Source organism: Ruegeria sp. D6, from assembly GCF_056534365.1.
This window is the reverse complement of sequence record NZ_JBQFPH010000002.1, coordinates 743237-767529: the sequence shown is the minus strand read 5'-3', so window position 1 is coordinate 767529 and position 24293 is coordinate 743237. Positions and strand designations below refer to the sequence as shown.

General features: G+C 53.6%; 17 protein-coding genes. 7 read left to right on the top strand and 10 right to left on the bottom strand.

Annotation, left to right across the window (positions count from 1 at the left end):
• Window positions 1-185: 185 nt before the first annotated feature.
• Together ACR0A1_RS11280 and ACR0A1_RS11275 are read right to left on the bottom strand one after the other, a co-directional pair.
• Window positions 186-1157, bottom strand: a complete 972-nt coding sequence (locus ACR0A1_RS11280) for a prephenate dehydrogenase/arogenate dehydrogenase family protein (protein ID WP_480867521.1) — start codon at window positions 1155-1157, stop codon at window positions 186-188.
• Between the two features lie 147 nt (window positions 1158-1304).
• The gene (locus ACR0A1_RS11275; protein WP_480867519.1) at window positions 1305-2951 is read right to left on the bottom strand and encodes a hypothetical protein; all 1647 of its coding nucleotides are present in this window, start codon (window positions 2949-2951) and stop codon (window positions 1305-1307) included.
• A 450-nt stretch (window positions 2952-3401) separates the two neighbouring features.
• Here ACR0A1_RS11275 and ACR0A1_RS11270 point away from each other — a divergent pair, with 450 nt between their 5' ends.
• Window positions 3402-4796, top strand: a complete 1395-nt coding sequence (locus tag ACR0A1_RS11270; RefSeq protein ID WP_170392776.1) for an alpha/beta fold hydrolase — start codon at window positions 3402-3404, stop codon at window positions 4794-4796.
• Between the two features lie 483 nt (window positions 4797-5279).
• Here the strand turns inward: ACR0A1_RS11270 and ACR0A1_RS11265 are convergent, their stop codons facing one another.
• The 3 genes from ACR0A1_RS11265 to ACR0A1_RS11255 all read right to left on the bottom strand — a co-directional run bounded on the left by ACR0A1_RS11265 (window position 5280) and on the right by ACR0A1_RS11255 (window position 9177).
• Window positions 5280-6269 (bottom strand): HupE/UreJ family protein, encoded by a 990-nt coding sequence (locus tag ACR0A1_RS11265; RefSeq protein WP_480867516.1) that lies wholly within the window; start codon window positions 6267-6269, stop codon window positions 5280-5282.
• Window positions 6266-7096 (bottom strand): peptidyl-prolyl cis-trans isomerase, encoded by an 831-nt coding sequence (locus tag ACR0A1_RS11260; protein WP_170613830.1) that lies wholly within the window; start codon window positions 7094-7096, stop codon window positions 6266-6268. The genes ACR0A1_RS11265 and ACR0A1_RS11260 overlap by 4 nt, the downstream gene beginning before the upstream one ends.
• Window positions 7097-7254: 158 nt before the next feature.
• Window positions 7255-9177: a DUF3604 domain-containing protein gene (locus ACR0A1_RS11255; protein ID WP_170625024.1), complete on the bottom strand. Its 1923-nt coding sequence runs from the start codon at window positions 9175-9177 to the stop codon at window positions 7255-7257.
• A 711-nt stretch (window positions 9178-9888) separates the two neighbouring features.
• Here ACR0A1_RS11255 and ACR0A1_RS11250 point away from each other — a divergent pair.
• Window positions 9889-11664, top strand: a complete 1776-nt coding sequence (locus ACR0A1_RS11250) for an amidohydrolase (RefSeq protein WP_480867513.1) — start codon at window positions 9889-9891, stop codon at window positions 11662-11664.
• A 438-nt stretch (window positions 11665-12102) separates the two neighbouring features.
• Window positions 12103-12804, top strand: coding sequence for a hypothetical protein (locus ACR0A1_RS11245; RefSeq protein WP_480867511.1), 702 nt, complete (start codon window positions 12103-12105; stop codon window positions 12802-12804).
• A gap of 171 nt (window positions 12805-12975) precedes the next feature.
• Here the strand turns inward: ACR0A1_RS11245 and ACR0A1_RS11240 are convergent, their stop codons facing one another.
• The 4 genes from ACR0A1_RS11240 to ACR0A1_RS11225 are packed head-to-tail and all read right to left on the bottom strand — an operon-like array spanning window position 12976 to window position 18841.
• A complete protein-coding gene (locus ACR0A1_RS11240) occupies window positions 12976-14493 on the bottom strand; it encodes an ABC transporter permease (RefSeq protein WP_170392769.1) in 1518 nt (505 codons plus the stop codon).
• Between the two features lie 10 nt (window positions 14494-14503).
• Entirely contained in the window at window positions 14504-15553 is a 1050-nt protein-coding gene (locus ACR0A1_RS11235; protein ID WP_170392768.1) for a quaternary amine ABC transporter ATP-binding protein, read from the bottom strand.
• A 58-nt stretch (window positions 15554-15611) separates the two neighbouring features.
• Window positions 15612-16580 carry an ABC transporter substrate-binding protein gene (locus ACR0A1_RS11230; protein ID WP_170392767.1) on the bottom strand — a complete coding sequence of 323 codons (969 nt, stop codon included), beginning with the start codon at window positions 16578-16580 and terminating at the stop codon, window positions 15612-15614.
• Window positions 16581-16615: 35 nt separating this feature from the next.
• Window positions 16616-18841 carry a DUF1989 domain-containing protein gene (locus ACR0A1_RS11225; RefSeq protein ID WP_255611844.1) on the bottom strand — a complete coding sequence of 742 codons (2226 nt, stop codon included), beginning with the start codon at window positions 18839-18841 and terminating at the stop codon, window positions 16616-16618.
• Between the two features lie 203 nt (window positions 18842-19044).
• Here ACR0A1_RS11225 and ACR0A1_RS11220 point away from each other — a divergent pair, with 203 nt between their 5' ends.
• On the top strand, window positions 19045-20055 hold the full coding sequence (locus ACR0A1_RS11220) for a LacI family DNA-binding transcriptional regulator (RefSeq protein WP_480867508.1): 1011 nt from the start codon (window positions 19045-19047) through the stop codon (window positions 20053-20055).
• A 737-nt stretch (window positions 20056-20792) separates the two neighbouring features.
• On the opposite strand, the gene ACR0A1_RS11215 is transcribed toward ACR0A1_RS11220, so the two are convergent.
• The gene (locus tag ACR0A1_RS11215; protein ID WP_170392764.1) at window positions 20793-21641 is read right to left on the bottom strand and encodes a LysR family transcriptional regulator; all 849 of its coding nucleotides are present in this window, start codon (window positions 21639-21641) and stop codon (window positions 20793-20795) included.
• A gap of 86 nt (window positions 21642-21727) precedes the next feature.
• On the opposite strand from ACR0A1_RS11215, the gene ACR0A1_RS11210 reads away from it, so the two are divergent.
• The 3 genes from ACR0A1_RS11210 to ACR0A1_RS11200 all read left to right on the top strand — a co-directional run bounded on the left by ACR0A1_RS11210 (window position 21728) and on the right by ACR0A1_RS11200 (window position 24157).
• Complete coding sequence (locus ACR0A1_RS11210) at window positions 21728-22195, top strand: c-type cytochrome (RefSeq protein ID WP_480867506.1); 468 nt, start codon at window positions 21728-21730, stop codon at window positions 22193-22195.
• 13 nt (window positions 22196-22208) lie between these two features.
• Window positions 22209-23117 carry a c-type cytochrome gene (locus ACR0A1_RS11205; RefSeq protein ID WP_480590372.1) on the top strand — a complete coding sequence of 303 codons (909 nt, stop codon included), beginning with the start codon at window positions 22209-22211 and terminating at the stop codon, window positions 23115-23117.
• A gap of 158 nt (window positions 23118-23275) precedes the next feature.
• Complete coding sequence (locus ACR0A1_RS11200; protein WP_480867504.1) at window positions 23276-24157, top strand: cation diffusion facilitator family transporter; 882 nt, start codon at window positions 23276-23278, stop codon at window positions 24155-24157.
• Window positions 24158-24293: the final 136 nt, after the last annotated feature.

The window sequence follows — 24293 nt, the reverse complement described above, 5'->3', positions numbered from 1 at the left end:
GCGAAACATCCAAAGTGGACCGCCTCGACGCATCGGCCTTTTTCGGTTTCGCGAGAGACATGGTAGAAAAACCGTTTTGCATTGCGGACCCGTCACCCTTCGGGATGCATTTTGGAAAGGCCTTAAAGAAAAAGGCCAGTTCGCCCGACGCTTTCACTACGCGTTGTTCGAGATCCGACAGGTATTCAACGTCCGTTTTTGTTGTTGGCGGTGTAATCAAATGCTGCCTCCAGCTCTACACTCAGACTTGCGGCCAAATCAAAAAACCGTCGTCGGACGGTCTCGGCGTAGGGATTGGCCTTCTCAATCGCTTCGAATACCTCTGGCGCATCGTGCTGAACCATGGAAATCGCCTCAGACAGCAAGTCAAAACTCTTCGTGGTCATGCGCGTTGGCAGCGGTCCCATTCGCAGAAGCACTTTGGCGATGAGGTGCGTGAGCCCTTGGACTACTGCCGCTTCTTGGTCGTGATCTTCTGGAGTTGTCATGATGACAGTCAGACCCAGTGTCTTGCGCAAAAACGCAGCAAGTCTGGCATGTTGCCTTCCCTGAATGGGGCAGACGGCAATTTTCAAACCCTTAATACCTGTCGCAGCACTCTGAGGACCAAACAAGGGGTGGGTCGCGATTATGTCTACATCGTTCGGTAGCCGCCGCCGCATGATTTCCGAGGGAACTACCTTTACTGAGCCTACATCAACAATCAGCGCGCTGGGCTTACAAGCAGCCGCGATCTCGCTGACAACTTGCTCAAATGAGGACACTGGTGCAGCAATGAGGACCACGTCAGCCTGCGATACTGAGTATAATGATGACGGACGTACTCCGAGTTGCTTTGCGGCCTTGGCAACGTCTGGGGACGGATCGTAAGCAGATATTTCGAAGTGCTGGCTAAGATGAAGGGCTGCAAGCTGTCCGAACGCACCAAACCCCACGATACCTAGTGAAGTGTTTTGATTTCTTCTGTTGTTGTTCATTTTTCGACCTTTAAATTTGCCGCCCGGCACAAGGTCGATTGTTTGTTGACCGCTGTCAGGGGCAGCGGAAACTAATGATGAAGCACCCGCAGCTATCGAAGCTGAGGATAATAGTCCTGGAGTGCAAAGAACGATTTCATCATGACAACAGCGATAAGACACCCGAGAGAGCAGAGTCAACGATATTGCTGCATAGCGGCAATCGGCTAGGGCGCTGCGTTTTAGAGTTTTGGATTCTATGCGGCCGTACGACCAACTCGATTTGAAGCCCGCATTGCGGGTAAAGTAGATGTTGCTTTTGACTCAGACTGTCCTTCTGGCAGCCGATTACTCGGCTGCCAAAGCCTTGTGCCGGCAATAACATGATGCTTTGATTGGCACTTCGGCTCGGGCAGCGGCCTTGTCCAGTTGTAGTTTTATTTGGGGCGCTTCAACCGTTTCACCGCGCCGAGTCAGGCATTCGTACAAGCCGTGCAAGCTCCAGACATTGCCTGGGTGCTGGCAGGCCCGGCTAAGCGTTGCATCCAGACCAAGGTCGGCGCGATAGACGCTTTCCGCTTCCACCATATGGCCTTGCTCCAATAATAAAGCGCCGAGCGCATGCCGAGTGGGCTGCATCCAACCCCAGGGTTCGTCATAGGGCAGCGCATCATCAATCTCGACCGATCTGCGAAGATGCTCGAAAGCGCTCTCGTGCTCTCCCTTGTGATAGGCTAGCTCACCTAGCATCATTTGCTCAGCAACCTTCAAGATGTCGAGGCACGTGTTGTTGAACAGCATTCTGGTTTCAGGCACCCGATCCAAATCTTCATAAAACTTTACCTTTTCACCATCGGCTTCAGTGATCTTGTGCTGGTTCGCCAAGGCAACGGTTCGCGCGTACCGCATCATGGCGGTAGTGACGCAGAAAAGCTCTTCATCCACTGGCAGGTCCTGATCGAGTATCTCTTGCCAGCGTCCGAACCGGATCAGAACATGTTGCTTCATAGGGATGAAACCTTCGAACCAGTCGGCCATGGGGCGAAGGGTCTCCGCAGGTAATGTCGCAATCAATTCTTCCGCCGCTTCTATCGCTGCACTCGGTTGTCCGAGGAACATCGCCCCGTAGATCTTGAAGTGGTAATTGTGGCAGCGATAAACGGAGTAGAAGTTGTCGGGGCCTTCGTGCTTCAGAAACTTCCTGTCGGCAACGATGGCCGCTTGATTGCGAAGCACCACGTTCATGTAGTCACCGCACAAAACGTCGACATGAGTAGGCATATGCAGTAGGTGCCCGGCGTCCGGAATCAGTGTGCTGAGCGCATCGCCATGGCGCAGCGCCCTTTCGGGGTGTGGGGACATTTCCATCAGATGGATATACATGTGTAGAAGCCCAGCATGTTCCCATGCGCCAGGAAGAGAGGAGAACGCTGTGTCGAGCACGCCAATTGCCTCAAGCGTGTCTGCGCCTTCGGCTGGCTTCCCGGTCCGTAAATCCCAAAGCTGCCAAGGCGTCCGGTTCATGATAGCCTCGGCAAGGACGGCGCACACGTCCAGATCATTGCTGAATTCGGCATGGACTTTGCGCATTGCGGTAGCAAAGGCATCATTCCAGGGTCTGAAATCCTCTACGTCTGGCGAACTCGGATAGCGGGATGGGATCGCCTCGATCAAGGCACGTTCAATTGGTGTCAATCGATCTAAAAGCGCGTTAGCGGCTTCGATTGATGCACTTGCCAATGCGATGCAGTCGGGCTTCTCGTCGTCCTCAAAAGTTTCCCAAGGCTTGTTGTAGTTAGGTCCGATGCAATACGCGATGCCCCAATGCGCCATCGCACAATCGGGGTCGGCGGCAAGAGCCTTTTGAAAGCAAACTATCGCCTCTTCGTGATTATAGGCATATGTCCACGCCAAGCCCCGATCAAACCATCTCTGAGCGTTATCTGACGACGTTGAAATCTTACGAGTGTAGTCGCCGAGGTCGTAGTACTCCATCGGGATTTTCCCCCACTAAATTCGCTAAGTTTATCATGGAACGCCTTGAGTCGATAGCGACGCCGCAATTTGGCGAGAAATGGAGTACCTGCTCATTCTTTTAGCTGATTTGCGCTCACTGTTGTCATGTGGGCGCTTCTGTCTGATGACGCCTGTCTTCGCTATGCGGTTCTTGGCTGTCTCCGGTTCGAGGTTTCAGTCTTTCAGGTCCGGTTCTTCCGTCTGCGTAAGCTCATCAAGATCGAGGCAAGGACAGAGACTCGGACAAAACGGCCTTTCGCAAAAAGACGTATCTGCAGGCACTTTACGTGACTGTATCTCCGATTTTCCGACTTTTAGAGACCTTGCGAACGGTAATCTCGAAGCAAAAAACACGCCTTCTGACAAGTTATCGATTCTAACATCTTATGGGCGTGGTAGAGTTTTCGAGCAATCTTGCGGGAAATAACCATGAGCCAACGTCGCCTTGCTGCAATCCTGTCTCTCGACGTCGTCGGCTTCAGTCGGATGATGCAGGGTGGCTCAAAGGCACTGCTCAAAACACTGAACACGCTGTACCGCGATTTGGTGACACCAATCGTCGGACAGCACCATGGCCGGGTGGTCAAACTTCTTGGCGATGGGGCACTAATAGAATTTCCGTCAGCGAGTCACGCACTCGAAGGGGCAATCGCGATTCAATCCCACCTTAGAGAGCCAGACCATCCATATTTGGTTCCAGAACGCATTCAGCTTAGAGCAGGCTTGCATGTAGGCGATGTCACTGTGGACGGTGAAGATATCTTCGGAGGCGGCGTAAACATTGCGGCACGTCTCCAAGCGGCAGCTGAACCCGGTGGCATTCTGGTCTCAAAAGTACTCTGCGATCTTGCCGGGTCGGATTATGCCAACCGATTGCACAGAGAGGGACTGCGGACACTCAAAGGTATTGCACAGCCGATTGAGGTATTGTCGATTAATTTCACTGATGAAGGTGTATCAAAGTCACGAGTTGATTTCGCCAAAACACAAGAAATCCGCTACTGTCAAACTGATGACGGCATTAGTCTGGCTTGGAGCGTAGTGGGTGACGGATCCCCGGTTGTTAAAGCACCAAGTTGGATTGGACATCTAGAACTGGACTGGCGCAATCCTGCGGTGGCTCCAATTTGCACTTCGGTTGCGCAACATCACCGACTAATTCGATTTGATGCACGGCTCAACGGTCTTTCCGACTGGGATGCAGAAACTTGCACGTTCGATAGGTTCGTTGATGACTTGGAAACCGTTTACGACGCGGCTGGTTTAAAGCGCGCGCCAATCCTTGCGATTTCACAGGGGTCTGCTGTAGCCGCCGCCTTTGCAGCCCGTCGACCAGACCGGGTCTCGGCAATTGTTATGATCGGTGGTTTCCCAGTAGGACGAGCAAAACGGAAGTCTCCGAAGGATGTGGCGCGGGCTCTGGCTATGAAACACATGATGACTGCAGGGTGGGACGACGAGTATCCGTCTCTACGCGATTTGATGGCGCAGATCATTGTGCCTAGCGCGAGCCAAGAAGCCCGGCGGCAATATGCAAAAGACATGAGCCAAATGATCTCGCCCGAAAACATGGGACGGTATCGCGATGTGATCGACCAAATTGATATCCGGCAAACATTGTCAAAGGTTGAGGTGCCGTGCCTGGTTTGTCATGCGACGGGAGACAGGATGCAACCGGTCGATCAGGGACGGCTGTTCGCAAAGGGATTGCCCAACGCGAAGTTCATCGCCTACGAAAGCTCTAACCATGCCATGCCGGACAACGACCCAGAGTGGCCGCGTTTCGAGAGAGACGCATTGGCTTTCTTAGCAGAGCACAACTGAAAGGTTTTGTCAGATTAACTACGCTTCACCGTGGCGCGGGATGGCGTTTGGGAATGACCAGACCAAACTCCGTCAAGTACTTCAAAAGCATTCCTGGGGTCATTCGCCCAATCGTGATCCTGGTAGGCATCGACCTCTATCCGGCGATTGAAGTAATGGTTTGCTTGGTCCGCAGGAGAACTGACCACTCAACCAAAGATCGCTTCATATTAAACCCGTTAAACATCGCTTGTCGTTTGTTTTATCCCATTTATGGCGAGCGGGTTTGAAGGTGCTGGCTGAAGTATGCGTACCCGATCCGCAGTTTGTACAGGGAGCAACTATGGCCGCTTAGGTAAACAAACGTTGGGCATGCGATGAAGTGGGCTTTTGTTCGCAGCCTATTCTGCGCGGTTGCACCTGCATCCGGTCAATTTGCGCGCTTCGCAATCGACTAGTGCCTTGAGCCGATCTACCACCTCAACGACATCGAGGTTTCGCGCTTTAGAACCCACTTATGCGTTCTATGAGCCAGTACATCGATACTGACCCGATGCCATAAGCGGCAATCACAGTCGCCCTTGGGCTAACTGGACGTGCCATCAATCGCCAGATCGCGACAAGAAGTGCCAAAGCTCCGACAAAGCTCAACTGCCCAGCTTCGACGCCTAGGTTGAAGGCAAACAAGGCTGCGGGAATATCGTTAGAGGGAAGTCCTATCTCGGCCAAAGCGCCTGCAAAACCAAGGCCGTGCAAAAGCCCAAACCCGAAACAAACGATCCAGGGCTTTTGTTTTGAAAGTCGAAAACGCCCGTCGCCGCCCTTAACAATTTCCATCGCCAAAAAAACGATAGAAAGCGCAATGACGGCCTCGACCGGCGGGCCGGGGACATTCAGAAATCCCAGCGTTGCCAGTGCCAGTGTTATTGAATGTGCCAAGGTGAATGCCGTGATTGCTCCCGCCAGTCTCCACGGATCAGGGACCAAAATAAATAGGGCGAAGACGAAGAGCAGATGATCCCAGCCTTCTAGTATGTGTTCATAACCCAACTGAAAATAGGCTATGAAAACAGACCATGTTGTCTGTTCAAAAGGTATATTTTGGATGGCAGCATCCGGGGTGAAACGAAGCGTGGCAGGCTCGGCGTGCAGAGGATGCACACGGACCAAAACGTCGTTCTTTTGTGCCGCCAGTCCGTCGATCTCGATGGATTGGCCCGCGATCTCAGCACGGCATTCGACAACCCAGGAAGAAACCCACGCTCGCCCATCGGAGATTGGGTCAGGGCCGTGTGAGGGTGTACAGCCATCCGGTAACACCGCATCAATCGCCATTGGTTGACCATAAACATCTGGTTTTCGCCAATGAACACTCCAAGTGTCCGTAGTGATTTGTCGAATTTCCAAGTATCCCGGATCAAGCGCATGCGCGTTGGCGTACCCCGTGGGCCACCCGAACAGCAGAGCAAACATCAAACTGAGTATGAAATTCATTTGACCTGACCTGTGAGATCGGGTGCTGTGATCTCATAATTGTCGGCAAGAGCCTCGTATTGCGCCTGCGCCAAATCTTCGCTCATGGCGCGACGCCAATCACGAAGCACCACACTGTGGATCTCTTGCAAGCGAGGTATCCGGCTTGGTTCAATGGCAAGCACTTTCACCAGATGGATGCCGTAACCTGATTGGACCGGCCCCATCCACTGACCTTTTTCGAGATTGGCGAGACCATTGGAAAATCCGGTTCCAAAGACCGAGTCGATTACCCGTGTCGCGGTTAGGGGCATTGATGCAGGCAGCAGTGTCGCGCTTTCCAAGCCGGAAGTCTCTTGCTCCGCAAGCAAGGCGGCCAGTGCCCTTTCAATCTCGGTCTCACTTGGTTCTTCACCAAGAAAAACTTGAGTGAACGCGACCTTATTGGGTGTCGCGTAGCGGTCCGTGTTTTGTTGGAGAAAAGCCTCTAGATCTTCGTCTTCTGGAATAACTGAAGCGGCGATGGCTTCGGTCAGAAAATCCATCTTTTGGCTCAGCCGCGACCTGATCACGCTATCTCCGCGTTCCAAGCCAAGTTTTCTTGCTTCCCTAACTAAAACTTCTTCGCGAATTGAAGCGTCGACCAACGCTTGTAGCTCAGAACCGCTTGGCTGGCGTTTCCACCTTGCTTCGAACTGTGAAGCTAACAGCGCGGCATCACTTTCGCTTATCGCTATCGTCTCCGGATCTGCAGCGGCGTCGTTATCTGGTGATATTATGTGGAACCAAATGAATATGGCAGCTCCGATCAAGAAGAAATGGAACAGAGGTTCTTTCACTATTCGCATGAAGGCTCCTGCGTGAAACGCGATACGGCATTATGTTTTATGCTGGCATCAGGCAGTTGAATAACACAAGGAATTGCAACTCAAGGTGCGCCGCTTATCATAAGAGCGTCCCGAGTTAGTGATTGCGACCTGGGTCCCCAAATCTGCACGAAGTAAGGTCACTCTGCCGGCGTGTACCAAATCGGCGAGGAATACGCGCGCTCCTGATGCGTAAGTACCGCATCTTCTGGCAGCTCCGCACCAAACCTCAGTTTGTCGTACAACACCCAGCGTGGGGTTGGGATTTCGAGCGCACGTACGTAATAGAATGCCCGCGCATTTGGATCGAAATCAGGATCAGACCAAACGGTTACCAGTTCGGCGGTTCCAATTGTATTGGTCCAGCTGGCGGTTTCCAGATCCACGGTATTCCCAACCGCAGGGATCTTGCCGTTTTGATCAGCAACACGGTTGTCCGACCATGCCACGTCATAGACGTTTTCCTGCAAAGCACCTTCGGAATCGAGCCATCCCTTTATCACCTGTACGCGATCCAGGTTGGCCCCGACCGGGTCGCGCAGAGCAGCGATCAGGAATGTGGGTGGACCTTCACCCTCGCGAGGTCGCAGATCCGAACCCATTGGAACACCTTTTGTGTAGCCCACATCCGCAAGGAAGCGAGTTTCGACATCAGCGTCGAGGAAATCCCATCCGCCAAAGAACCGTAGACCAATCCGCGGTCCAGTGCTCGCGTAGGTTTCGCGCCGCTTGAACGCATCGAAGATCGCAGCGCGAGTATTGTCGGTCGCCCAAACGGCCGTGTACCCGGAAGCTACAAGGAGGTCGCCAGGAATTTCGCCAAGATCGTTGGCGATGAAAGGATGCTTTATTCTCGTGGCCGAAGGTTCAACGCTGACGGATTTTCCGAAGAAGTTGTCTTCCTCAGCAGTTGCCAGAGACGTATGGCTGTCCGTCGCGCCACCCATGCCAAACTTATATGGATTCACGCCGAACTTCTCTTCCAACAACAAACCGCGCTTCAAGGCTTCTCGGGCGTACTCGCCGGCCAGCATGTCATCGGTTTTCAGCTCGGTTATGTCGAGGTTGCCAACGTCCCAGTTTTCGTAATCCGCGAATTCGTCGTCGGGGCTCAGATAGGGGTGCGCTTCGCCATCGCCCTTGATCTGAGTGACTTCGTAATGGGGTTCCCATTTTGCGCGGGCAGCCACATATTCCTCGTCGACCTTGCCACCGTGATAGGTGTCTTCGGTCGGGAACATCCATCCGTTCGAAAGGTTGCCGTTATGGGCGAAAGCTACCGCGCGACCGCCCGTTTTTTCTTGATAGTCATCTAGCCATGAATACAGCGTTCTTGGGTCGGTATCACCAAAGGGCGGTTGCGTGACCGGCGGCACCATCTGAAGCGCCCTGATGGGCCCATCGCGTAGCATAACATTCCGGTGCAGGTTGAAGCCCTTGGGTACAGAAGTCCACTCGAACCCTATGAACGCCGTGAAATTGCCGGGGTCGTTATGTTCTTCCGCAGCCAGAACGATTTGCTCCCATGTAAAAGCAAAAGCGTCAGCACCCGGGCTGTAGGAGTCCAGAAGGACTTCTGGCAGGGTCATTTGCGAGAAATTGGTAATGATATCGAACGCCGCTTTGCCGGCCTCTTCGCCGCCTGCCTTGTAACCTTCGTACCATTCCAAACCTTTCGGATCGGCAAGAACGCCTGGCTTGCCAGCCTGAAGGTCCGGGGCGAATCCCATTAGGTCAGTGTGATCCGTGAGAACCATCCAGTCCAGAGGCCGGGCCAGTCTTACTGGTTGACCCGTTGAAGAAGTAACCTGTTCACCTTTTGCAAAACGCCATGCTTCATCAGGCAACAGAGTGTTCCCAAAAGCACCTGCGTCCAGCGAAAGCCCGGTGTGAAGATGCGTGTCTCCCCAAAGCGGTCGCTCGGGGAAAGTGCGCTCGGCATACGGGGAATACGGTTGATCTGAGAACAAGCCTGCCGCGGCTTCTTCACTTGGAACAGCATCTGCAAGGACAGTCGATGATGCCAGCCCTAGTGAGATAGAACAAACAAAAGCTCGAAGCATATGGAACTCCTAAATCAAGATAGCGCGGTGGTGCCGATGACCTACAACTCAAGAATTAATATTCCTATTTCTCTATATAACATCAATTTTCCGTTTGTGGGGATATTCCGCTCTTGGCATTGTCACGATGGTACACTTAGGAGTTTGTCTGAAGAAGTTGGTCTAACGATAACTCCATAAGCCATCTCCTAGATTGTTGTGCTCAACATCGATAACGGAAGCTTTAGAGAAATTGCTATTCAGCACCGTTAGGATTGGCAAATGCTCGGCCGCCCTCCATTGCAGCAGCCATCTAACTTTAAGATGAAGGCCTGAGATGGATCTTGGGATGATTTAAGATCAGCAACTCGCCTCAGCCCAAACCAGGCCTTCAAATCCGCGCTTTGCAATTCTAGCTTTGCAGACTTTGCCGCTATTAGCGATTAACTGTTTAATATCCGCTCTCAGATCAAAGAAGAAAGCGAAAAAAAGCGGTCAGGCTAAGGAAAGCTGACCCTCGACGACCCGGAGCTGAAGGCCCCGCTTGCGGACAAAGCAAGGGTAAATTTCAAAACTGAAACGCGGTAATTTAAGTTGCTAATAGTATCAAGATATTCAACGCTGTGCATCAGATGGGCGCGCGTGCATTGCTCGGAAGCTTGCTTGAGGGTCCCGTTCAGCCAATCCCTGCATTGGCGAGGATCAATGTTTGCACAATGATTGGATAGCCCCATGGCCTTATCATTTCGCTTCCTGTTAGCGCCCGTTGCATTAATCGCCCTTGCGACGACGGCAGTACACGCTCAAACCGCAGACACCATATACACCAATGCGCAGGTCTATACGGTCGACCCTGAACAAGAATGGGCCCAGGCGTTTGCGATTGAGGATGGACGTTTCATTGCTGTCGGTTCAGCAGAAGAAGTCGTTGCGCTGGCTGGGAGCGAGACTGAAACGATCGACCTAGCGGGTGCGATGGTATTGCCGGGCCTTTATGACATCCATGTTCATTTCCGCAATTGGTACGTTGCTGCGGCATTGTCTGACGAGGTGATCCTACTCCCGGGCGATGCCGACCCGGAAGCGGCAACGGAGTTGATTCGCGAATTTGTAGCTGCGCGCCCAGATCTCGAATACCTTTTTGGATCTGGATTGGCCAACGAGCTGTTTGATGGAGAACCGAACACTACTTGGCTTGATGAGGCAGTCTCTGATATTCCGGCCTATATTATCACTGCAACCGGGCACGAGGCAGTGCTGAATACACCGGCGATGATCGATAGCGGTATTGATGTCGATACACCGGACCCACGGAACGGGATCATTGTGCGGGATCCAGAAACAGGAGAAGCAACAGGCTACATGAAAGAGGCCGCGATGGGTCTTTACGCGATGCCATTTCTACGCGGGCTGGATATCGAAACCCACGTTGATGGCGCAAGGGACGTGCTACACTTGCTTGCCTCAATGGGTGTGACATCTGCCAGAAACATGCATAGCGAATTGATAAATGTGCAGGCGCTACATCGGCTTGCAACGACCGAGGGGCTTCCGATCAGGGTTAGTGTGGCGTGGACCTACGATTCTCCGACGCGGGCATATCAATCCGTGGAAGACCAACGTGCTGCAATCGACACGTTTCAAGACTTGATCGCGCCACGGCTGGACCCAACCTTTATTAAGGTCAATATCGATGGCATTCCGACTGAAACCGGTGCGATGCTGGAACCTTTCCTAACGAACGCCTCGAAAGCGGAACAGTCCCAATCTGACGCGGTTTCAAAGTATGATCCTCTTGCTTCTGGTCAGGGCGACTATGGGCTAATCTTTTTCACCGAAGAGGAACTTGTGGCCGACATTATCCGGTTTGAAGAACAAGGTATGAAAGGCATGGTTTTCCACACTGTGGGTGATCGCGGTGCTAGGCTTGTTCTGGACGCAATGGAAATCGCACGAAACCAACTGGGCGAGCTGAAAGGCCGCTACCAGCTTGCCCATTCGTTTTTCATATCGGAAGATGACATGCCAAGACTGGTAGAACTCGATCTGACACCGGAATTCTCGCCAGTACTATGGTTTTCGAACCCCCACAACGATGTCGTCAACCGCGTGGTTGGCCCGGAACGCGCGCAGAGGGTTTTCCCAATGCGCTCTGTGGCTGACGCCGGAGGACGGGTCGTTATAGCTTCTGATGGTCCGTTGTTCATGCAGACCCCATTGGCATCGATCGAGGCGGCCGTGACCCGTATCGATCCTGTGGCTGACACGAGTCCACCCGATCCTGCGGTGGGCCAAGCGATCACGCTGAAGCAGGCAATTGATGCCCGCACAATCAACTCTGCATACTTGGATTTTGCGGAAGAAGAGCTTGGCTCAATCGAAACCGGCAAGCTTGCCGATTTCATCGTGCTTGACCGCAACCTATTTGAAATTCCGATCTCGGAGGTCAGTGAGACGCAGATATTAAAGACGTTCGTCGAGGGCGAGATGGTTTTTGAGGCCAAATAACGTTTTGATCCGAGTTTATTTAACTCACTGGCACCAAGGCTTCCGAAAGAGACGCATGGTCCAGGCTCTCTTGGGGGTTACAAGGCTATGCGCTTGTGAACGCACCGGGTTCAATTCGGCAAGGCCGAACGCCTGTACAAGTGTTTGTTTCAAGGCACGCCTTCAACCATGTAATTCTCGCTTTCCGTGCTTCTTTTTCATTGGCAAACCTTGCGTCATTGGGCGCGATGGGCTCGAGGCACGTGTTTGGCAAACTTGAATAATTGGCTGTTAAGCAGACAAAAGCTGCCGTTGATCGTTCAGTACGATCGGTACTCAAAAAACTATTCGGTGGGCATTCTGAGAAAGCCGCTATCGCACCTTCTTCACTTTCTGGGTTGTGCTTTTGATCTCAACGAGTGTCTCATCAGCTTGTAATGTGTTCGTTGGATCTTAGCCGTGTTCGAAGCGCCGACATACCTCGCGATAACATCGATTGCAGTCATCGGTACTGTTCACGTCTTCTGCGTGTCTTTTTTCCGCAGATTCCCGGCCCAGGCAAGCTGGCTATCTGATTTTTCATCAGGGATCGGACTTGGCTATGCTTTCCTTTTCTTGCTGCCAAAAATCGGTGAATTGTCAGCCGGTTTAGCTGCAACCGGGAAATGGGAACACTCGCTGTATGGTTACTCTCTGCTAGGATTTCTCGCTTACTACTTGTTGGAAGCCGGTCGCGAGATAGGGGTCGACAACAGGTTGTCTCTTGGCTTGGATACTGTGGCACTCGGAACCTATAACTGCTTGCTTGCCATTACAGTCATGCAAGCAACCGCAACTTCGCCTGAACTGTACGTCATAGGAACGTTGGCCTATTCGCTGCATTTATTTGGAGTGAATATTTATCTCTATAAAACCCACCCCGGGCATATGTCTGGATGGTTACGTACATATTTTGTCGCTTCACTTACGGTCGGCATATTAATCGGTCTCAACGCGGACAAAAGTAGCATGCTCTATTCAATCGCGACCGGGTTAACGGGGGGCGTGATTATAGCTCTATCTCTTCGGGTTAAACTGCCCGATCGTTCTTCAATGAATACAAAGGCTCTTTTGATTGGTGTGGCGTTCGCTGCGGTCGCAGTCGTTGTAACCCGGTACTGATCCGAGGACACTATTGGACTTTTCTTTTTATTAATGCACCGGATGTTTCTCAGCCTTTTTTGAGAGGTATGGGCAAAGCATCGGATTGCTCTTCAGGCAGCGCCCTCTACCAATTGGCTTTGAAAACACACTTAGAACTTCAGTCGGATGATCGTGCGTTTGCCACAATTGCTATTTTCTTCCGGCCACAATCCGATCCAAGATTAACGCGCAGAACAAGATTGCCAAACCGGCCAGAATTCCTTGTCCCGCCGCTGCGTATTGCAGTGCCTCTAGCACGTCCTCGCCCAAACCCTTGGCACCGATCAGCGAGGCGACAACAACCATTGCCAGAGACATCAGGATAGTCTGGTTCACACCTGCCATGATGGTTTTGTGCGCCAAGGGCAGGTCTACCCGCCATAGCAGGTAACGAGGCGTTGCTCCAAAGGCCAAAGCGGCTTCCCGCACAGTTTCAGGGACTTGTTGCAGGCCAAGTACGGTAAAGCGGATTACCGGAGGGCTACCGAAAATCATAGTTGCAACTACGCCTGCAGGCTTTCCAGATCCAATAAAAGCCACCACCGGGATCAAGTAGACGAAGGAGGGCATTGACTGCATGAAATCTAGAATGGGCCGCACGATGGCAAAAGCACGTGGGCGACGGGCGCAGTAGATACCCAATGGAATGCCCAGCGTGATCGAAATCAGCGCCGCGGCGCCCAACAGGGCGATTGTAGTCATCGCCTTTTCCCAAAAATCCAGCAGGCCTAGATAGGCCAGCGCGGCTCCGGTGAAGATCGCCACACGGGGACCAGCCGACAGGTAAGCCAGCATGATGATCACCAAAGCTACGACCGGCCAGGGGGTATCGACCAGCACAACCTCGATCCAGTCCAGCAGGGTGCGCATCCCATAGGTCAGCCCATCAAAGAAGCCGCGCCCGGCAGTCTTGGTCCACTCGAACACCGCTTGCACACCATCGCCTACGTTCAGACGCCAGTCCCGGTTGGTTGGGAAGGTCTTGAGCACAGCCACCGCGTCCGGTTGTGCAAATTTGATCATGGACAGGATCACCACCACAGCGGTCAACGCCGTCGCCACAATCAGCCGAGAGATAGACCAGCCATGGGCTACACTTGGGTCTGAACGCCAGCGCGCGAATTGACCTTCAAGCGTCCAGTTGGCCAGCGAAGCAGCTAGAAACTTGACTGCCAGCAGAAGGGCGATCCCAATGATCAGATACGTGACACCGGTAGAGTCCGCTGTGCGCGCGGCCTCCTGCGCGCCAGCCAGAGCTCCTTCAAGTGATTCCGCCGCGCGTTTCAACGACTCCAACGTGGTCGACCCGGATTGCTCCGCCGCTGCAATCTGCTGTCGGCGCAGCTCCAGTGTCTGCTCGATCTGTATCGCCCGCTCGCGGAACTCGCGCCCAAGATCACCAAACAAACCCAGACCGATCTGGATGTAGGCCAGCGTTTCCAGAACCAAAAACCCGAGAAACCACGACCACAGCCCGCGTGCACCAAACCAGATCGGCCCGAGGATTGCTGCAGCTGTGTTTAATGTAAAGCGATAGCCTGGGGCCTGCATCATATAGGCGAAGGTCTTCTGGTAATAGGCGTTCCCCTGACCGACAAAGTCTCCTATTAGCCCATTCAGGCGGTCGGCGGTTTCCGGTTGGATCTGTTGCGTATCAACATGTTTCATATCGTTGCCCTTACGCCTGACTGTCCTGAATAGCGCGGATCAAACCCGCACGGTTAATAACACCTACCGTCTTGCCATCCTGCGTCACAGCTACGACTCCATGTCCGTCCACGCAGAGGTTCATCAGGTCGGACAGATCCATATCTGGGTGAGCCTCTTTGGCATCCTCCGGGAGTTCGCCGTGATGCGCCTCGAACTCATCGACCGGTTTCATGACCGCATGGGCGAAGATCATATTGAGTTTCGAAATTCCCGCCACAAAGTCGGCCACATAGTCGTCGGCGGGGTTGAGTATGATCTCTTCCGGCGTGCCGATCTGCACGATGCGCCCGTCCTTCATGATCGCGATGCGGTGGCCGATGCGGATTGCTTCATCCAGGTCGTGGGTGATAAACATCGTGGTTTTGTTCAGCTTGTGACTGAGGTCCATGAACTGATCCTGCAACTGCTTGCGGATTAGCGGGTCTAGGGCCGAGAACGGCTCATCCATCAAAAGGATTTCAGGGTCTGCAGCGATCGCACGGGCCAGTCCCACGCGTTGTTGCATACCGCCTGACAGCTCATGTGCGTATTTGTCTTCCCAACCGTTCAGCTCGACCAGCTCCAGCACCCGGTCCGCCTCTTCCCAGCGGCGTGCTTTTCCGGTTCCGCGAATTTCCAGCGGCATTGCTACATTGTCGCGGACTGTGCGGTGAGGCATCAAGCCAAAGTTCTGGAACACCATCGCAACGCGCCGGTTACGCAGATCGCGCAGACCTTCATCGTTCAGGCCCATCACATCCTCGCCATCCAGATAGATATGGCCGTCAGTGGGCTCCAGCAGACGGTTCACATGACGCACAAGGGTCGATTTACCCGAACCCGACAGGCCCATGACGCAGAACAGTTCACCTCGTTCGATCTCAAAGCTGGCATCAGCCACGCCGACAACGCAGTTGAAACGCTCCAGCACCTCAGCCTTGCTCAGGCCCTCGCTGTGGATAGCGTTCAAAGCCTCCTGGGAGCGAGTACCGAAAACTTTCCACACGCCTTTTGCGTCGATTGCTATTTCCGCTGTCATATTGGCCCCATTGGAATTGTGTTGGTTCGCGCCCCCGATAGTCAGGGGCGCATGGGCTTTAGTTGGTCGTCAGTCCCAGCCAACCGTCGACGATATCGCCGTTGGCGGCGATCCATTCGGCTACGACTTCATCCGTGTCACGGCCCTTGACTACGACTTCATAAGTCAGACCGCTTAGCTCTCCCGCATCCATGTCGATATTGGCAAGGAAAGAGGCCGCTGCCGGGTTGCGCTGTTCCAGCGATTTCGAATGCGCCACTGTCACGGTTTTGACCGGTTCACCCGTGCTGACATGGGATTTGTTATACCAATCGGCATCCTGATCGGGCTGAACCATCTTGTAGGTGGCCGCGTCGTGCTCGGGCTCTTCCAGAATGGTCACATCATATAAGGCGTGCACATAGTGTGGCGCGTAGCAGTAGAAGGCCGCGCCTTTCTTCTGGTCGATCTGATCTTTCAGACGGGAATAGAACACGGTTTCGTCTTCGGTGGTCGGCGTCAGAAATGTCTCGATCCCATAATCCCGCACCCGCACCTTGAACGTGTTGGTCGAGGCCCAGCCCGAGGCACCAACCCAGACCTCACCCATGCCGTCGCCATCGGAGTCAAACAGCTCTTGCGCGACGGGTGTCGCCAGGTCGTAGATCGAACGGATGTTGTGATCTTCGACCATGTAGTTTGGCACGCAAATCCCGGCGCGGCCTTCGTAACTGCCTGAGGATAAACCTACGGTGCCTTTCTGATCGACATATTCATCCGTGAAGGACGACTGGTTCGGCAGCCAAACATCCGGGTGTACGTCGATGTCACCACGACCGCCATCCATGGCGGCAAAGATCACCGCGTTTGCTCCGGGGGCATAGCCAGCTTCTCCACCCAAGCGGGTCTCAATGATCTGGCCGATCACACGGCTCATTATTTTGGCACCGGGCCAGCTGGGCTCGCCCACCATAACCTTTTCTTGTGCCATCGCCGTTGTTGCGCCGAAAGCAAAGGTCAAGGTTGCAATAAGTTTCAGTTTTTTCATGTACTTTCTCCCGTTGCGTTGAGTTGCATGCGCCTTCAGGCGCGCGCCCGCTTACGTTGCGGGTCTATGAATGGAATATCCGAGACGGTGGCTCGCAGGCGTTTCATCCGCCCGTCGAGTTGACCGATCTCAAGTTGAGTGCCGTTTTCCGCGTGTTCGATGGATAACCGTGCCATTGCGATTGCGTGTTCCAGCGTCGGTGATCGGGTGGCAGACGTTACCACACCTACTTGCCGTTCACCTGTATAGACGGGTGCACCGTGCGCTGGCACATCATCGCATCCGATTAAAAGTCCTTTGAGCGCCCGACGTGGCTCGCGTAGGTTGCGTTCCAGTGCGGCTTTTCCAGTGAATTCGGTTTTTGTCAGATCGACGGCGAAGCCAAGACCAGCCTCAAAGGCATCGACACCCGGCGCAAACTCGGCATTGGCCGCGGCCAGCCCCGCCTCTATCCGGATGACGTCCAGGGCGGCCGAGCCCATTGGCGTGATCCCAAACTCTTCCCCAGCCGCCATCACCGCATCCCAGATCGCAACGGCGTCGGATTTGGAACAGAAGACCTCATACCCCAACTCACCGGTATACCCCGAGCGTGACAGCATAAACGGCGCACCCTCGCGGTCACGTAGCCGCGCGACGGTGACGCCGAACCATTTCAGATGATCCAAGCCTGGCACATGCGGTTGCGTAAAGGCGATCTTGCGTAGCAGTTCGCGCGACTTTGGCCCTTGAATGGCCAGGTTGGGCATTGCTCCACGCAATGCATGGATCCGCACTTGCAGGCCACGCGCATCGGCCAGTTCTTGCAACGCGCGCCCGCTTTCTTCGGTGCCGCAACACCAACGGAAGATTTCGGACGCAATTCGGAACAGGGTGCCATCGTCGATCACCGAGCCGCTCTCGTCACACATCAATGTATAAGACCCGCGCCAGACCGGTAGCTTCGCCACATTGCGCGTGGTGGCCAATTGCATCAGAGCCTCGGCATCCGGGCCGACAATATCAAATTTGCGAAGTCCGCTCATGTCCTGAACAGTCACCGCCTCGCGACACGCCCAGTATTCACCCAACGTGCCGTGGGCAGGGTAACTGACGGGCGCCCATAGGTCGCGCGCAGGTGCGAAATGCTGGGTTAACGGGGCCAGACGGTCGTGAAAGGCCGACTCCTGACTGATCGACATGGGCGCGTCTTCCTTTTCACGATAGGCAACCGCACGGCGGATGGGCGTTTCGGGGCGGTAGATGCGTACATGCACATCGGTCGGGTTCCAGCCATTGATGGGATCAATGTCGTCCGGGCAGGCGGTCGAGACGCAAACCAGATCCTCAAGCGCGCGCATGGCGACATAGTCACCGGGACGCGAGTGGGATTCCTCGGTTAGAATGTGATGGTTTGTCGGGTCGATCCATGTATTCCAGAAGAAGTTGATTGCAGGCCACGCAGCCCGCTGTGAAACACCGTGAGGGGCCAAGGCATTTGACATATTATCCGAACAGTTCAGATGGCCGGGGAACCCTCGCTCCTCATACCCGCGAGCGGTACAGGCTAGCCCGAATGTGTCATGCCGACCGCAGGTATCCTGAACCACATTCAACAGCGGGCGCATCTCACGATCAAAGAACTTGTCCAGCAAGCCGGGGCCGGGATAGGCACGGCGCACCATCGACCGAGTGGCAGTTGAATCGATCATCCATTCCTGGCCACGATCCAGCCCATCAGTTCGCAGCGCCATGAAGTCAGAACACTGCTGGCCTTCAATGTCGATGATTTGAACAAATTCTCCAGCCTTCAGTTCATAGGCCAGAGCGCTGCCGCGTTGCACGGTGAATTCGTCCCGTGTATCACCCAGCAAAGGTGGCAAAGGCGGCCCTTTGACCATTGCTGGTTTGTGCAAGACTGTGATGTTCCCGGTCGCACTGCCTTCAATCAACCCTGTAACCCCGGTTGTACTTATCACCCAGACAGTAACCGTGTGGTCTGCGCGGAGAATCAGCGGCTCGGGTATGTGGTCCAGCCTGTGACAGGGAACCTGCCGACTGCCGCCATGCGCCGTAACCCAAGTCAGGAGCTGTGTACTATCAAAATCGTCCCATTTGACGTGCCCGGTTGCTGTCAAACTCAGCGCCGCCAGTCCCGACTTTCCATCATTGGTGAACGCCACAACATCCAGTGCTTGCTTTGGACCAACCCCTTCTATCGAAAGCAAATCACCGTGCTTTACGACCAGTCGAACAGCCTCACGTGGGGTAAGGATGTGCATGCGGGTGTCAGAAGCGTTCTGAAACCCAGGAAACAGGCGGCCAGGGCTGTCAAACCCCGAGTTGGTAAACGCGTGTAAGACGGATGACCCCTGCATATCGCTGCTGAATTCCCAAAATGTAACTAGTTACAGAGGTTGATGAAACTAGTTACATATGTCAACTCTTTACTCAGAAATCCGCGAAATGGACACCAAATCCTACGATGCAAAAAGCCCCAGAGCCTAAAAAACGCGCAAATCTCAGAGATGTAGCAAAGGCTGCGGGCGTGTCTGTCGCGACGGTGTCGCGCGTGTTGAACGAACCGAGTGTGGTTAAGAAAGATACTCTGGAAAAAGTTCAAGCCACCATCGCTGACCTCAAATTTGTCCCAAGTGCGGCCGCGCGCGCGATCAACTCCGGACGCACTAGATTTGTCGGCGCATTGGTCCCAACTCTGGACAACGCGATCTTTGCCCGCTTTCTTGCGGCGCTAGAGCGCAAGCTGTCGGACCACCAATTGTCACTGATCGTAGCAACCACCGAGGCAAATCTGGATATCGAAGCCAAGAAAGCCAAAAGCCTGCTGGATATCGGAGCTGAGGGGCTGATTGTCACCGGAGCCACACACAATGCCGCGCTGCTCGATCTGATCGAGCGCACTATGCTGCCAACAATCATTACGTCTTTCTTTGACCCCGAAAACCCGTTGCCGACCATCGGGTATGATAACGCAGCCGCGGCGCAACTTGCATTGCAGCACCTTGCAGATCTCGGACATCGTGACATTGCTGTCGTACATGGCCCGGTTCACGACAATGATCGCACACGAGCTCGCCTTGCAGGCATTACAACCTTTCCCTTCGCTGGAAATCTTTCAACCTTCGAAACCGAGATCAGCCATCAGGGCGGAGTAAACGTTGCAAAACACCTCGGCGGTCTAAACACCAAGCCAGATGCAATTTTATGCCTATCTGACGTCGTTGCGCTTGGGGTTTTGCTTGGTCTTCAAGCGCAAAACATCAGGGTCCCGGACCAGATTTCTATGATGGGCGTTGACGACCTTCCAATTTCGTCCGTGACCGTTCCGCCTCTGACAAGCGTGCATCTACCTGTTTCTAAGATGGGTGAACGAGCAGCAGACGCGCTAGCCGATTGGATCGCTTCTGATCAGGCACCTAAATCCGAAGAGCTCGCCACACGACTCGTTGTTCGGAGCTCTACAAAACGAATTTAGACGACCTGGACATCACGATTTGCGAAACGAACAACGCTATGGATGATGCCGAAGGCCTAGTGCGGGCTCTGATCGCCAGTCGGCGCAAACCACGGTGGATGTCAGCGAGAAGCGCGTTTGCTCATTAGTCGAGGCGCAGCGAATACCTGAGAAATTCTAAGAAGGGCGCTGACTAACCGGAAATGCCTTGACTTGCGAATGTTTATGTCTGCGCTCCTCTGAGGAAAAATAACATATAAAATCAGTAAGCTAATATCTATCAAATGGCGAAGCTGTGTGTCTCACCACACTCCTGTTGTTTAAAGTCAAACGAACCCGATCTAACCGTCATGGTTGGACCAGAAAAGCGGTGGACGTTCGTCATCAGAAGACGCCCCCAATGTTAGAAATTAGTTGAATTTGACATTTGCTTCATAAACTAACCCACCGCCCCCAGTTCATGCTCCGACGGACTGTTTGGTTTGATCTGACTTCCCTTTCGGAAAATCAGGGCTGATTTGTAGGTCAGGCAGCGAAGCTGTCTTTGGGACGAGGTAATGCTATTCGGCAATAGTGCTGCAGCCCGCAGACGCAAGCTGAGGACACGGTTTTATCCAATGGAGTTGCCTTAGAGGTCAGCCGCGCCTTTTGCGACGTTCGTAACCGTAATGATCGCGCGCTTCCTGCCACCGGACGAAACCCTTGAAGGCCTGAAAGCGTACAGTCCGCCTGAGCGAGGGCGCGACTTCCCGTTGTTCTCAGCGGCAGAGTGTTTTGTTGGCTATGCGATCAACCAAAGCTCGTTGTACAATGGCAAACCTCGGAGTGTGTGCTATTTCATCAAGTGTCGCGACCCACAGTGGAACATCAATTCCAGGATCCATCTCGCTCGATAGCTGAAGCCGAGGGTCCGCGTTCCCGATGAACAAAGGCAGAAACGCTCTGCCCACCCCAGATGCAGCCATCTGCTGAAGCACTAAGAAGCTATCTGCTCCGTTGGTCATTTCATCCGCACTGACATGATCGGCAAGCCATTTTGCTGGAAGAGAACGACTCAATGCCCCATCAAGCCGCAACCATTTTCGATTGGTGCCGCCGTCGTCGAAAACTCCAAATGACAGCGTACCTGCGCGTTCCCCAACAAGCCCTTCTTCAAGTTTTATGGAGGGTCTTACGGCGATGTCCGCAGTTAATCTCGATAAATCATGATGGCTGTTGCCGCTCAATAAAGTCAGCTCCAAGCCAGGGTATAACTGGGATATCTCTTTAAGTATTTGGGGCAAAACAAGCTGGCAAAGGCTGTCAGTTGACGCGATACGTACGTGACCTACCGGAGACCGGTTTGCTCCTACAAGCGCACGTTCGACCGATAGCACCGCATCTTCGACGCTTTCCATAGCCGACAGAACTGCTCTGGCCTCGGGCAGGGCGGAGTATCCCGAAGGGCTTTTCTGGAAAATCACACAGCTATTGCGCTCTTCGAATGCGGCCACCCTTCGCAACACGGTCGCATGCGTGACGCCCAGTGCCGCTGCCGCTGCATTGAGTGAGCCGTATTTGCTTACGGCGAGCGCGAACCGAATATCATCCCAGTTTTCGTTGTTCATAAATTAACAAGTGACGACCAATAACAAACAATTACAAGAAAAATTGTTCAAGCTAACATTCGGAGCATTAAACAGGGAGACACATCATGAAGAAGAAGTTCTCAGTATTCGCGGCAGGTCTTTTGTCATTGGCCGCCATTGGCACAGCCATCGCCCAAGAAAGTGAAAACCCAGCTGTGAAAGCTCGTACCTCAATCATGCAACTCTATGCCTTCAATCTTGGTACACTTGGCGGAATGGCTAAGGGAGAGGTCGATTATGATGCCGAGGCCGCAACTCGGGCCGCGAATAATCTTGTTGTACTGACACAAATCGATCAATCCGCGATGTGGCCCCAGGGATCTGACAATGCGTCCGATCCGACCACCCGTGCATTGCCTGCGATCTGGGAGAGCTTCCCTGACGTTGGTGCGAAAGGGCAGGCCATGGCAGACGCCGCTGTTGCGATGCAGGCTGCGGCAGGTCAAGATGTTGATGCCCTAAAAGCAGCGATGGGCGATCTGGGCGGAAGCTGTTCGGCATGTCACAAAGCATACAGAGCTCCAAAGAACTGATTGGGCACTGACGGTGCGGCGCTTTCTTTTCTTTGTCGCAATCGTCATTGTGTTGGTCGGGTTGGCCGGTTTGGTGCTGACCCGACCTCAACGAATGGAGCAATCACGACTCGACGGTTTGAACCCAGATCTTGCCCGAGGTGAAATCGTGTTCCACGCGGGGGGATGCGCATCCTGTCATTCATCGCCGGATGCGGTCGGTGAAGACAAGCTCGTGCTCGCTGGTGGTCGCCGGTTTGAGACGGAATTCGGTACGTTCATTGCCCCCAACATTTCCAGTGACCCGGAAACTGGTATCGGATCCTGGTCTGCCCTGGATCTGGCCAGTGCCTTGATCCATGGAACCGGACCCGAAGGGCAGCACTATTTCCCAGCGTTTCCCTATACCTCTTACGCCAACATGTCGGCCGAAGACGTGGTTTCGCTACACGCATTCCTCGGCACGCTGCCAGCGGCCGCAACGGAAAGTGTTGCGCATGACGTAGGTTTTCCTTTCAGCGTTCGGCGCGGATTGGGGGGATGGAAGCTCTTGTTCATGTCATCAGGCTGGGTGGTTGAAGGTGATCTGACCGACCAACAAAAACATGGCAGGTATTTGGTCGAGGCGCTGGGTCATTGCGCTGAATGCCATACCCCGCGAAATGGTTTAGGGGGCCTGAAACGAGACCTTTGGCTGACGGGTGCACCAAATCCAAACGGGAAAGGTCGTATCCCCGGCTTAACCTCAGACCAGCTTGATTGGTCAGAGGCAGACATTGCCGAATACCTAAAATCTGGCTTTACACCAGACTATGACAGTGCGGGTGGTGAGATGGTGGAGGTCATCGAGAACACCTCACGGCTGACGGATGAGGACCGTTTGGCGATTGCCGCCTACCTCAAGGCTGTTCCTGTTTCGTCGACCGGGCTTTCATCCGAATAACAGTCGTTTGGCGCCACGCAGCGGCGACCAGATGCTGTCGCCAATAGGATGCCGTAAGACCTATTCCCTTTTCGCCAAACACCTGTTTTACGTTTTGAACATCGGAGCTCACCAATCACCCGAGTTTCTGTTCATGATTGACTGAGGGTCGCGGCCAAATGACACAAAAATTCGCTCTTTGGTCTATCCCGATATCCATTGCGGTACTGGCCCTGAAACTGTTGGCTTGGTGGCTGACAGGTTCGTTGGCTTTGTTGTCAGACGCAATGGAATCAACCGTGAATGTTGTCGCGGCTTTGTTGGCGTATTTCGCAGTTCGGGTTGCCAATAAGCCTCCTGACCAAAACCACCCCTTTGGTCATAAAAAAGCGGAGTATCTTTCAGCCGTGGTTGAGGGCGCGCTGATTGTATTGGCGGCGTTCTTGATCATCAAAGAAGCTGTACTGGTGCTCCCGAACCCGCATCTTGAGGATGCGCCGCTGCTTGGAATTGCCGTCAATATCGTTGCAACGGGTGTGAACGGTGCATGGGCCTACCTCTTGCTTAGGACAGGTAGGCGCGAGGGATCGCCCGCCTTGCAAGCGAGCTCCCGCCACATTTTTACGGATGTTATGACTTCTGTTGGTGTCGTCGCAGGACTGATACTAGCGCTTGTCACCGGCTGGTTGATCCTTGACCCGATCCTGGCAATTCTTGTTGCGCTGAACATCTTGTGGGAGGGCTGGAAAGTTATTCGGGCATCCGTCGATGGCCTGATGGATGTGAGCCTGTCGGAACATGACTTGCAGACTGTTTCTAATGCAATCGAAGCAAACCTCGGCGCAGCCTTAGAGTATCATGACCTAAAAGGGCGCAGATCCGCGAATGTTATCTTTGTAGAGTTTCACCTTGTTGTGGACGGCACAATGCCAGTCAGCGCAGCGCACGATATATGTAACGACATAGAGGAAGAACTAGAGTGTCTGTACCCGGGTTCCGTCTTTGTCATTCACCTCGAACCTGATGACGAGTTGAAAGGCGACGGGGTTAATCCCCACTGAACTGCTCATTTGGATCTGCAAAGAATCTATTGGTTTGACTGATCTGATTAAGACGTTCGGCTTGAAATTCGTCAGACCTAAGCCCGATGTGGGAAAGTCGGGCCGGTAGTAGCCTGTCTCCAATGTCATGAAGCGT